The sequence below is a fragment of the Phytohabitans maris genome (assembly GCF_031085175.1).
GTDB lineage: Bacteria > Actinomycetota > Actinomycetes > Mycobacteriales > Micromonosporaceae > Phytohabitans > Phytohabitans maris.
The window spans coordinates 32804-43765 of sequence record NZ_JAVHUY010000037.1; the positions used below are offsets into that span (position 1 = coordinate 32804).

The window sequence follows — 10962 nt, forward strand, 5'->3', positions numbered from 1 at the left end:
TCTGGACCAGATCGGGCCGGACCACCCACCACCGTTGTTCAACCCCTCCCTGGAGAGGCAATGACCAGATACACGCTCAGCCGACTGCTGCAGGGCCTGGTCGCGATGTGGGTCATCGTCACCATCGTGTTCTTCCTGGCGCGGCTCGGCGGTGACGCCGCCGCGCTGCTGGCGCCACCCGACGCGACCCCCGAGCAGATCGCGGCGATCAGGCTCAGCTACGGCTTCGACCAGCCGCTCCACCTGCAGTACGTCGACTATCTGCGGGGCATCGTCACGCTCGACTTCGGCCAGAGCGTGAGCTATCGCCAACCGGTGGTGGATCTGGTGATCCCGGCCATGGTGAACACCGCCCGGCTGGCCCTGGCCGCCTTCGTGATCGCGCTGGTGCTGGGGGTCACCTTCGGCGCCATCGCCGGAGTGCGTGCCGGCACCCGCTACGACCAGGCGGTGCGCGGGCTGAGCGTCCTCGGCCAGTCGGTGCCGCCGTTCTGGCTGGGCATGTTGCTGGTGCTGCTGTTCTCCATCAACCTCGGCTGGTTGCCGGCCTTCGGGTCGGAGGGCTTCACCAGCCTGATCCTTCCCGCCTGCGCGCTGGCGGCCTTCCCGCTGGCGTCGATCGCCCGGCTGACCCGGTCGTCGGTGCTCGAGATCGTCGCCCGCGACCAGACGTTGTTCGAGCGCTCCAAGGGCGTCGGACCGGCCACGCTCATGTCGCACATCCTGCGTAACGCCTCACTGCCGGTCGTGACGCTGGCCGGCATCCAGCTCGGCGCCATGTTCTCCGGCACGATCGTGGTCGAGAACCTCTTCGCCTGGCCCGGCGTCGGGCAGCTGGCCATCCAGGGCATCCAGGCCCGTGACTTCGCGCTGATCCAGGGGATCGTCGTGGTGAACACGTTCGTGTTCGTGGCGCTGCTGTTCGTGGTCGACCTGTCGTACGGCTGGCTCGATCCGCGGGTCCGCGCGGTCAAGTCGGCGGTCAAGTCGAAAGTGGGGGCGAACGTGGAGGCAGCCGCATGAGCAGCGCTCTGGAATCCGCGCCGTCGTCGCCGGCGGCCGGCCGCCCGCCCCGGCCCTGGCTGAGGCTGCGCCGCCGGCCAGGTCGCCGGCCGTGGTTCAGCGGCACGGTGATGGCGATCTTCGCCTTCTGCGGTCTCTTCGGTAGCGTCGTCGCGCCGCACGATCCGGACAAGGTGAACCTCAGCCAGGCGCTCAAACCCCCGGTCTTCGCCGGCGGCACACCCACCTACCTGCTCGGCACCGACCAGCTCGGGCGCGATGTGCTGAGCCGGCTGCTGACCGGCGCCCAGGTGTCGTTCCTCGTCGCCGCCGGCGCGGTGCTCATCGGCGGCGCGATCGGGCTGCTCGTCGCCTTGCTGGCCGGCTACTCCGGCGGTCGGCTCGACGCGGTCCTGACCCGCGTCGCCGACGCGTCCATGGCGTTCCCGGTGGTGCTGTTGGCCATCGTCATCGTGGCCATCTACGGCAAGGGCGTCACGGTCGTGATCGCGGTGCTCGTGGTGGCCGCCTGGCCGCAGTACGCGCGGGTGCTGCGCAGCGAGGTGATCCGGATCCGTACCCAGGAGTTCGTCACCATGTCCCGGGTCATGGGCGGCGGCCGGTTCTGGGCCATCACCCGGCACGTCGTGCCCAACACCATCCCGACGCTGCTCGTGCTGGCCACGCTCCAGATCGGCCTGGCCATCATCGCGGAGGGCTCGCTGAGCTTCCTCGGCATCGGGGTCCCGCCGCCCGCGGCGTCCTGGGGCAACATGCTCGCCGACGGCCGCAACTTCCTGGCCACGGCGTGGTGGCTCCCCGTCGTCCCCGGCGTGGCACTCAGCCTGACCGTGCTCGCCGCCAACCTGTTCGGCGACTGGCTGCGCCAGGCGCTCGACCCCGCGACGAGGCGATAGGCATGCTCGAGATCTCCAACCTCACGACACACTACTTCCAGGGCGGCCAGGTCGCCACGGCCGTCCGCGGCGTCTCACTCACGTTGAACAAGGGCTTGGCGACGGCCATCGTCGGCGAGTCCGGCAGCGGCAAGAGCACCGTGGCGATGAGCGTGATGCGGATGATCCGCCCGCCGATCGGCGACATCGCCGAGGGCACGATCCGGGTCAACGGCACCGACGTGACCGCGGCGTCTCCCAAGCGGATGCGCGAGATCCTGCGCACGTCGATCGGTTTCGTACCGCAGGATCCGACGACGGCGCTCGACCCCCTCTACACGATCAGGTCGCAGATCGTCGAGGCGATGCCGCACGTCGAACGGAACAAGCGCACCGAGACCATCGTCGAGCTGCTCACCTCGCTCGGTATCGCGGACGCCCGGGACCGGCTGCGGGAGCATCCGCACCAGTTCTCCGGCGGCATGCGGCAGCGCGTCGCGATCGCCATCGCGCTGGCCAAGGAGCCCGACCTGCTCATCGCCGACGAGCCGACCACGGCGCTGGACGTGACCACGCAGATCGGCATCCTGCGCCTGCTCGACAGGCTGCGGCGCGAGCGCCACCTCACCACCATGTTCATCACCCACGACATCCGCGTCGCCCGCCTGGTGTGCCAGGACGTGGCCGTCATGTACGGCGGGGTAGTGGTCGAGAGCGGCCCGCTGAGCGCGGTCGTCGAGGCGCCGTCGCACCCCTACACCCAGGCGCTGCTCGACGCGAGCTCGCTCGACGTCGGGCCGCGGCAGCGACTCCGGGCCATCTCGGGCAGCCCGCCGACGCTGCTGTCGATGCCGTCCGGCTGCCCTTTCGCGCCGCGGTGCCCGAACGCGACAGACATCTGCCGCAGCGAGATGCCGGCCACCACCAGGAAGGCCGACGGCAGCTCGTTCGCCTGTTGGAACCCGGTGGCGTCATGAGCGAATACATCCTGGAAGCCGTCGACGTCAGCAAGAGCTTCCACGGCCGCCGCGGCGAGACGACCCAGGCTCTCACCGGCGTGGACTTCGGGGTGGCGGCGGGGGAGATGGTCGGTCTCGTCGGCGAGTCCGGTAGCGGCAAGACCACGCTGACGCGGATCCTGCTCGGCATCGAGCAGCCGACGAGCGGGACGGTCAGGTTCCGCGGCACCCCGAGGGACCGGTTCACCGCCGAGCACCGTCGCGACTACTTCAACTCGGTCTCGGCCGTCTTCCAGAACCCGTACAGTTCCCTGAATCCGCGCCGCCGCCTGTGGGACATCATCACCGAGCGGCGGTCGATCGAGCGGCGCGCGCCGAAGGCCGAGCGCAGGGCACGGGCCATCGAGCTGCTGTCGCTGGTGTCGCTGCCGGCCGAGTACGCCGACCGGTTCCCGCACCAGCTCTCCGGCGGCCAGCGCCAGCGCGTCGCCATCGCCCGCGGCCTGTGCGAGGACCCCGACGTCATCGTGCTCGACGAGCCGATGTCCGCACTGGATGTCTCGGTCAGCGCACAGATCGCCAACCTGCTGCTCGATCTGCAGGAGAAGTTCTCCATCGGGTACATCTTCGTGGCCCACGACATGCACATGGTGCGGCACCTGTGCCACCGGGTGGCCGTGCTGCTGAAGGGGCAGATCGTCGAGCAGGGCGCCGTCGCCGACGTGCTCGGCAACCCCCGGCACGAATACACCCGCAGGCTCGTCGCGGCTTCGGAGCTGCGTTCGCTGGAACCGGAAGAAGAAAGGGTCCATCCGTGAAGATCACCGAGGTCAGTGCCCAGGTTCTCAAGCCCACCGAGTTCGAGTTCCAGTGGAAGGACCAGCTGCCGCCCCGGCGGGTCGGCATGATCCTGCTCCGCATCCGCGACGACGAGGGCCACGAGGGGCAGTGCGTCACGTGGCTCGCCGGCCCCGGCCAGTTCGAGGACGCACTGCCGCGGGTCCGTGACACGCTGGTCGGCCGCGATCCGCACGACATCGAGAAGTTCTCGTACGAACTCACCGACAACCTCACGGCGCCCAACGCGGTCTCGTCCGGTGTGGACATCGCCCTGTGGGACCTGGTCGGAAAGATCCACGAGCAGCCGATCTACAAGCTGCTGGGCGCGGCCCGCGACCGGGTGCGCGCCTACGCCAGCACCGTTCGCTACGACACCGTGCAGGAATACGTCGACCTGGCGCTGCGGTGCCGCGACGAGGGTTTCACCGCCTACAAGCTGCACGCGTTCGGCGTGCCGGACAAGGACATCGAGGTGTGCCGCGCGGTGCGCGAGGGCGTCGGCGACACGATGGACCTGATGCTCGATCCCGTCAACGCCTACGACCGCCAGGGCGCCTTCAAGGTCGGCAAAGTGCTCGAGGAACTCGACTTCTACTGGTACGAGGCGCCGATCGAGGACGCCGACATCCAGGGCCTGACCGACCTCACCCGGCACTTCTCGATCCCGATCACCGCGGTCGAGAGCGTCGGCGGCGGCCTGAAGTTCGTCCCGCCGTACCTGGTCAATCACGCGGTCGACTCGGTGCGGTCGGTCGGCGACTGGACCGGTGGCATCACCGCGATGAAGAAGACGGCCGCGCTCTGCGAGGCGTTCGGCGTCAAGTTCGAGCCGCACAGCTACGGCTCGACCCTGATCCAGGCGGCCCATTTCCACGTGATGCTGGCGATCCACAACTGCGACCTGGTGGAGCTTCCGGTGCCGACCGGCGTGCTGGACCAGGGCATGAAGGACACGCTGCGGGTCAACGCCGAAGGCTACGTCGACGCGCCGACCAAGCCGGGCCTCGGCTACGAGATCGACGAGGACGAGATCGACAACCTGACCGTCCGGCACCTGACGATCGGCGACGCCTCCTCGGTCATCGGTCACTGAGATCTTGTCGGCATGACAGCGGATTCCGGCCGGCTCGCGGTCGAAGAGGTCGACGGCGTGCTCGTGCTGCGGCTCGACCGCCCGGTCCGGCGCAATGCGATGAACCAGGCGCTGGCCGACAGCCTGAGCACCGCGATCGACCGGCTGGAGTCCGCGCCCGGGCTGCGCGCCGGCGTGCTCACCGGCTCGGACACCGTGTTCTCGGCGGGCACCGACCTGAGCCTGCCGAGCGGCCCGCGGACGGCCGCGGGCGGGGAGTACGGCTTCGTCCGGAGGGTCCGCTCGAAGCCGCTCGTCGCCGCGGTCGAGGGCCCCGCCGTGGGTGGCGGGTTCGAGATGGTGCTGGCCTGCGACTTGGTGGTCGCGTCGAGCACCGCCTCGTTCGCCCTGCCAGAGGTGAAGCGCGGTGTCGTCGCGAACTGCGGCGCGCTGTTTCGGGCACCGGCCCGCCTGCCGGCCGCGCTGGCGATGGAGTTGCTGCTGACCGGCGATCCGATGACGGCCGAGCGGGCCCACGGGGCCGGTCTGGTCAACGTGCTGTGCGAGCCCGGGGGAGCGGTCGCCGGGGCGCTGGCCCTGGCGCGGCGGATCGCGGTGAACAGCCCGGCCGCGGTCGCCGCGACCCTCTCGGCGATGTCGAAGGCCCGGGCCGAGGCCGAGGAGCGTGCCTGGGCGTTCACCGCGATGGCCGACGAGGAGGCCCACCGGTCCGCCGACCGGGCCGAGGGGATCGCCGCCTTCTTCGAGAAGCGCGCGCCGCGTTGGGCCGTGGGCCCGGCCGGCACCGGTCCCCGTCCCGATGAAACTTGACATGTACCAAATACCAGTGGGGATGCCCATGACCATCACGAACGAGCGCGGATCGGACTTCTCGCTGCGGGACAAGTTCGAGAAGCGCTCCGGTGCGGTATACCTGACCGCGATCCAGGCGCTGGTCCGCGTCCTGGTCGACCAGCGTCGGCGGGACGAGGCCGCCGGCCTCGATACCGCCGGGCTGGTCTCGGGTTACCCCGGCTCGCCGCTGGGCGGGGTCGACATCGAGATGGGGCGGCAGCGCAAGCTCCTGACCGCCCACCACATCCGCCACCAGCCCGGCCTCAACGAGGACCTGGCCGCGACCGCGCTGTGGGGCAGCCAGACGGTCAACGAGCTGCCCGGCGCGACCGTGGACGGCGTGTTCGGCCTGTGGTTCGGCAAGGCCCCGGGCGTGGACCGGGCCGGCGACGCGCTGCGCACGGCCAACATCCGGGGCACCGCACGCCACGGCGGCGTGCTCGTGGTGGCCGGCGACGACCCCGACGCGGCGTCGACCAACTTCCCGACCGACAGCAACGGCGCGTTCATCGACTGGGGGATGCCGCTGCTCTTCCCCGGCAACGTGCAGGACATCCTGGACCTCGGTGCGCACGGCTTCGCGCTGTCGCGGGCGAGCGGGCTGTGGGTGGGCTTCAAGATGGTCACCGAACTGGCCGACGCGTCGGGCTCCGCCGACGTCTCGCCCGAGCGGCTGACGCTCGTGACGCCGCCGGCGTCGTTCACGCCGGTGCTGCGGGTGAACACGCCGGGGCCGCCGATGCGCGAGGCCGAGCGGGACCTGGTGACCGCGCGGCGGCGTATCGCCGAGGAATACATCGAGACGAACCGGCTCAACCCGCTCGTCGTCGCGCCGCCGGACGCGAAGGTCGGCATCGTCGCACCCGGCACGACCTACTACGACGTGCGGCGTGCCCTGGACCGGCTCGGCCTCGACGAGGCCGCCCTGCTGCGTGCTGGCGTCCGGGTCAAGAAGGTGACGGCGCTGTGGCCGGTGTCCACGGCGGAGTGGCGGGCCTTCGCCGCCGGCCTGGAGCAGATCTTCGTGGTCGAGGAGAAGCGACCGCTGATCGAGCGGATGCTCAAGGAGGCACTGTACGGGCAGCCGGGCGCCCCGGCGATCCTCGGCAAGACCGACCCCGACGGCCGGGAGATGCTGCCCGAGTACGGCGTGTTCAGCGCGGACCAGCTCGCCGGCGTGCTCGGTCCGCGGCTGGCCGACCGGCTGGGCGCCGTGGTCAGGCTGCCGGAGCGGCCGAGGACGCGGCCGCTGCTGCCGTTGGTCACTTCGCGTAAGCCGTTCTTCTGCTCCGGCTGCCCGCACAACAGCTCGCTCCTCGCCCCTGACGGGGCCGTGGTCGCGGCCGGCATCGGCTGCCACATCCTCGAGTTGGTGGTGCCGCGCGAGGAGTACGGCACCATGGCCGGCTACACCCAGATGGGCGGCGAAGGCGCGCAATGGGTCGGCATGGCCCCGTTCACGTCGACCCGGCACATCTTCCAGAACATCGGCGACGGGACCTTCCACCACTCCGGCAGCCTTGCCCTGCGCCAAGCGGTGGCGGCCGGCGTCAACATCACGTACAAGCTGCTCTACAACAGCGCGGTCGGTATGACCGGCGGGCAGCACGTGGAAGGTGTGCTGGACGTGCCGCAGATGGTGACGATGCTGCGCGCCGAGGGGGTCGCGCGGATCATCATCACGACCGACGACACCCGCAAGTATCGCCGGATCCGCCTGCCCCGCGGCGTGCGGGTCTGGAAGCGCGACCGGCTCATCGAGGCCCAGGAGGCGCTGGCCGCCACGCCGGGCGTCACCGTACTGCTGCACGACCAGCACTGTGCGGCCGAGAAGCGCCGGCTGCGTAAGCGCAAGCAGATGGTCCAGCCGACACAGCGGGTACTCATCAACGACCGCGTCTGCGAGGGCTGCGGCGACTGCAGCGCCAAGTCGCAGTGCCTGAGTGTGCAGCCGGTCGAGACCGAGTTCGGCCGCAAGACGGCGATCCACCAGTCGTCGTGCAACTTCGACTACTCCTGCGTCAACGGCGACTGCCCGTCGTTCATGAAGGTGGAGACCCGCAAGGCCCGGCAGCGGCGGACGAAGGCGAAGCCGGCGCCATCCGTCCCGGCCCCGGTGGCCAAGGTGCCCACCGGCGCGTTCAACGTGCACATGACCGGCATCGGGGGCACCGGCGTGGTCACCGTGAGCCAGGTGCTGGCGACCGCGGCCGTCCTCGACGGCAAGCTCGTGCGCAACCTCGACCTCACCGGCTCCAGCCAGAAGGCCGGTCCGGTGGTATCCCAGCTGCAGATCTACACCGACCCGGCCGCCGAGCCCGCGGCCCAGATCGAGGACGGCGGGGCCGATCTGCTGCTGGTCTTCGACCTGCTGGCCGCCATGAGCCCCCGGATCCTCGCCAAGGCGTCGCCGGGGCGTACCGTCGCTGTCGGCTCGCTCAGCCCGACCCCGACCGCGGACATGGCGGTCGACCCGAGCGTTGCCTACCCATCGCTCGACGCCCAGGTCGACGAGCTCGGCGCGGTGACCCGGGCCGCCGACAACGTCTTCGTCGACCCTGAGGCGATCGCCGACGCGGTGTTCGGCAACCACCTGATGACCAACAGCGTGCTAGTCGGCGCCGCGGTGCAGAGCGGTGCGCTGCCGCTGTCGCCGGCGTCCATAGAGGAGGCATTCCGGCTCAACGGCACGGCCATCGAGGCGAACGTGGAGGCGTTCCGCTGGGGCCGGGTCGCCGTGGCCGATCCGGCCGCGGTGGCAGCGCTGGTCGAGGCCCGGCAACGGCGCCTCGGCCGGTTGCCGGTGCCGCCGCCGGTGGCCGAGCGCGTGGCCGGGCTGGTCCGCCTCGCGCCCACGCTGCAACAGCTGATCGAGACCCGGGCCGGTGACCTCGTTTCCTACCAGGACGCCGCCTACGCTCACGCGTACCTGGACGTCGTCGAGCGCGTGGCTACCGCGGAGGCGTCGGCGACCGGCGTGGCCGGTCCGCTCGCGACCGCCGCCGCCACCCAGCTGCACCGGCTGATGGCGTACAAGGACGAATACGAGGTGGCCCGGCTTCACCTGCTGGACGCCAGCCGCGAGCAGGTGGTGCGCGAGTTCGGCGAGGGTGCGAAGGTGTTCTGGTACCTGCATCCGCCCATGCTCCGGGCGATCGGCATGAAGTCGAAGATCCGTCTCGGCCCGTGGTTCCGCCCGGCGTTCTCCGCTCTGGCCGTGATGAAGCGGGTCCGCCACACCAGGCTCGACATCTTCGGCTACGCACACGTCCGCCGGGTTGAGCGCGACCTCGTGACCCACTATCGAGCACTGGCCGAGGCGGCGGCCGACGCGGTTACCCCCGACAACGTGGACCGTCTGGTCCGTCTGCTCGACGCCGCCGACGCTGTCCGTGGCTACGAGCACGTCAAGCTGCGCAATGTCGCGCGCTACGTGGCCACCGTCGACCCCCAGGCCCGCGCACTCGGGCTCGGCACCAGCTTCCCGCCGTCCCTCACCAACCTCCCACCGGACGCGTAGACCGGCCGCCGTGCGGCGGTTGGCCGACCGGTGCCATCCGCTGCCCGCCGCCGGCCGCTACGCGGTCGGCGGCACGGGCCCCGTCGGTGGTCAGGATGCTGGCGTGGCGGCGGCCGTGACGGCGCGGTTGAAGCCCGATGAGCCGGACATGGCCATGCCGCCGTCAACGACGACCTGGGCGCCGTTCACGTAGGCGGCGAGCGGCGAGATGAGCACGGCGGCCATCGTCCCGATCTCCTCGGGCTCGGCGAACCGGCCGAGTGGCACCATCTCGGTCCAGACCTCCTTGGTCATGTTTTCGGCCAGGCGGCGCATGCCCTCGGTGCCGTTCACCGGGCCCGGCACGATCGAGTTGGACCGGATGCCGTAAGGGCCCCACTCCAGCGCCAGTGACCGCATCAGCTGGTCGACGCCGGCCTTGGCGGCCGCTACGTGGACCTGGTGCAGGAATGGCATCTGCGACTGTCCGCCGGACACGAACAGGATGGTGCCGCGGGTCTGGCGCAGCTGCTCGAACGCGGCGTGCGCGCAGTGGAAGCTGCCGAGCAGATCGATGTCCATGACCGCGCGGAATCCGTTGGAGCTGATGCGCTCGGCCGGGGCGAGGAAGTTGCCCGCGGCGCCGCAGACCAGCGCGTCGATCGGGCCGAAGCGGTCGGCGGCCGTGGCGAGGGCGGCGGCCACGGCACTGGCGTCACGCACGTCGGCGACGGCATAGGCGGCCTGTGCCCCGCAGCCTTCGAGCTCTTTGGTGGCCGCCTTCAGCTTCTCCTCGGTGCGCCCGCAGATGACCAGATTGGCCCCGACCGACGCGCACGCCTTGGCGATGGCCAGGTTGACGCCGCTGCCGCCGCCGCTCACGAACACGGTCCGGTCGCGGAGCAGATCCCTGGATACCAGACCGTGCATGCGTCAGCCCCCAACCGAAGACAGAGGTTCGCCGTCAGGTATCGGCGGTGGATCCCGAGTGTTCCAGCTACTTGACATAAGTGTCAAGTAGCTGGCGAATGCCGGTCTGGGCGACCAGACCCAAGCTTCCGGCCCGCGTCACCTGCGCGCGGCGCCGCGAACCCGGCGGAGCACTTCCGGTGTGGCGCCCACGGTGTGCGCGGCGATGTCGAGGTAGCGCAGCGCGACGCTTTGGGCGGAGAGCCGGCCACCGGGCTGGAACCACGTCGCCACCGCCTGGATCATGCCCAGGAGTGCGCGTGCGGTGTCGGCGGGCGCGGCGACGTCGAAGTGCCCGGCATCGACGCCGTCCTGGATCGTGCGCAGCAGCAGTCGCTCCACGTCTCGCCGTTTGCCGCTGTAGGACCTGCGGTGCTCGGGACTGAGCACGCGGAACTCGTGGTCGAGGTAGGCGATCTTCGTGCTCTTCGCCATGTAGAGCACGAGGCACTCGACGAGATTGAGGAAGCGGGCCACCGGGTCGTCGCCGGCGTCGCGCAGGGCCTCCTCGCAGAGCTGCTTGACCCGGGTGATCGACACGTCCAGCAGCGCGACGAAGATGGCTTCCTTGTTTTCGTGGTGGTAGTACAGCGCGGGCACGGTCATGCCGACCCTGCGCGCGATGTCCCGCACTGTCGTCCCGTGGTAGCCCGTCTCGCAGAACGCGTCCAGGGAGTGCGACAGGATCGGTGTCAGCGCCAGATCCGGTGGCCGTCGCCACGTCTGGACGTCGGCTGTCCGCGTGGCGACGGTGGAGCGACGGGGCATGGGCTCTCCTTGGCTGAGGGACTCAATGGTCGCACGGCGATCGGACGGCACTTGCCTTGACCGTCTCGCTCCCGACGACCTAGATTTTAGCGAGCGATAAGT

9 protein-coding genes are annotated in these 10962 nt (G+C 70.3%); 7 read left to right on the plus strand and 2 right to left on the minus strand.

The features are described 5' to 3' along the window. Positions 1–60 precede the first annotated feature (60 nt). Genes RB614_RS31510 through RB614_RS31540 form a run of 7 tightly spaced genes read left to right on the plus strand, consistent with a single transcriptional unit; the run spans position 61 to position 9144 of the window. Positions 61–1023 (plus strand): ABC transporter permease, encoded by a 963-nt coding sequence (locus RB614_RS31510; protein WP_308716321.1) that lies wholly within the window; start codon positions 61–63, stop codon positions 1021–1023. Then, the gene (locus tag RB614_RS31515; RefSeq protein ID WP_308716322.1) at positions 1020–1919 is read left to right on the plus strand and encodes an ABC transporter permease; all 900 of its coding nucleotides are present in this window, start codon (positions 1020–1022) and stop codon (positions 1917–1919) included. The genes RB614_RS31510 and RB614_RS31515 overlap by 4 nt, the downstream gene beginning before the upstream one ends. 2 nt (positions 1920–1921) lie before the next feature. Continuing rightward, positions 1922–2875, plus strand: a complete 954-nt coding sequence (locus tag RB614_RS31520) for an ABC transporter ATP-binding protein (RefSeq protein WP_308716323.1) — start codon at positions 1922–1924, stop codon at positions 2873–2875. Further along, complete coding sequence (locus tag RB614_RS31525; protein ID WP_308716324.1) at positions 2872–3675, plus strand: ABC transporter ATP-binding protein; 804 nt, start codon at positions 2872–2874, stop codon at positions 3673–3675. The genes RB614_RS31520 and RB614_RS31525 overlap by 4 nt, the downstream gene beginning before the upstream one ends. Continuing rightward, a complete protein-coding gene (locus tag RB614_RS31530) occupies positions 3672–4790 on the plus strand; it encodes a mandelate racemase/muconate lactonizing enzyme family protein (protein WP_308716325.1) in 1119 nt (372 codons plus the stop codon). Before RB614_RS31525 ends, RB614_RS31530 begins: the two co-directional genes overlap by 4 nt. A 12-nt stretch (positions 4791–4802) precedes the next feature. After that, complete coding sequence (locus RB614_RS31535; protein ID WP_308716326.1) at positions 4803–5600, plus strand: enoyl-CoA hydratase-related protein; 798 nt, start codon at positions 4803–4805, stop codon at positions 5598–5600. 28 nt (positions 5601–5628) lie between these two features. Continuing rightward, positions 5629–9144 carry an indolepyruvate ferredoxin oxidoreductase family protein gene (locus RB614_RS31540; protein WP_308716327.1) on the plus strand — a complete coding sequence of 1172 codons (3516 nt, stop codon included), beginning with the start codon at positions 5629–5631 and terminating at the stop codon, positions 9142–9144. A 90-nt stretch (positions 9145–9234) separates the two neighbouring features. Here RB614_RS31540 and RB614_RS31545 read toward each other — a convergent pair whose 3' ends face one another. Both RB614_RS31545 and RB614_RS31550 read right to left on the minus strand, forming a co-directional pair. Next, a complete protein-coding gene (locus RB614_RS31545) occupies positions 9235–10053 on the minus strand; it encodes an SDR family oxidoreductase (RefSeq protein WP_308716328.1) in 819 nt (272 codons plus the stop codon). 138 nt (positions 10054–10191) lie between these two features. Beyond that, a complete protein-coding gene (locus tag RB614_RS31550; RefSeq protein WP_308716329.1) occupies positions 10192–10860 on the minus strand; it encodes a TetR/AcrR family transcriptional regulator in 669 nt (222 codons plus the stop codon). Between the last annotated feature and the right edge of the window lie 102 nt (positions 10861–10962).

What these genes read in the sequence shown, in the direction of transcription:
- RB614_RS31515 (WP_308716322.1), top strand. Translation starts at nt 1,020, where the DNA reads ATGAGCAGCGCTCTGGAATCCGCGCCGTCGTCGCCGGCGGCCGGCCGC.
- RB614_RS31540 (WP_308716327.1), top strand. Translation starts at nt 5,629, where the DNA reads ATGACCATCACGAACGAGCGCGGATCGGACTTCTCGCTGCGGGACAAG.
- RB614_RS31550 (WP_308716329.1), bottom strand. Translation starts at nt 10,860, where the DNA reads ATGCCCCGTCGCTCCACCGTCGCCACGCGGACAGCCGACGTCCAGACG.
- RB614_RS31535 (WP_308716326.1), top strand. Translation starts at nt 4,803, where the DNA reads ATGACAGCGGATTCCGGCCGGCTCGCGGTCGAAGAGGTCGACGGCGTG.
- RB614_RS31545 (WP_308716328.1), bottom strand. Translation starts at nt 10,053, where the DNA reads ATGCACGGTCTGGTATCCAGGGATCTGCTCCGCGACCGGACCGTGTTC.
- RB614_RS31510 (WP_308716321.1), top strand. Translation starts at nt 61, where the DNA reads ATGACCAGATACACGCTCAGCCGACTGCTGCAGGGCCTGGTCGCGATG.
- RB614_RS31525 (WP_308716324.1), top strand. Translation starts at nt 2,872, where the DNA reads ATGAGCGAATACATCCTGGAAGCCGTCGACGTCAGCAAGAGCTTCCAC.
- RB614_RS31520 (WP_308716323.1), top strand. Translation starts at nt 1,922, where the DNA reads ATGCTCGAGATCTCCAACCTCACGACACACTACTTCCAGGGCGGCCAG.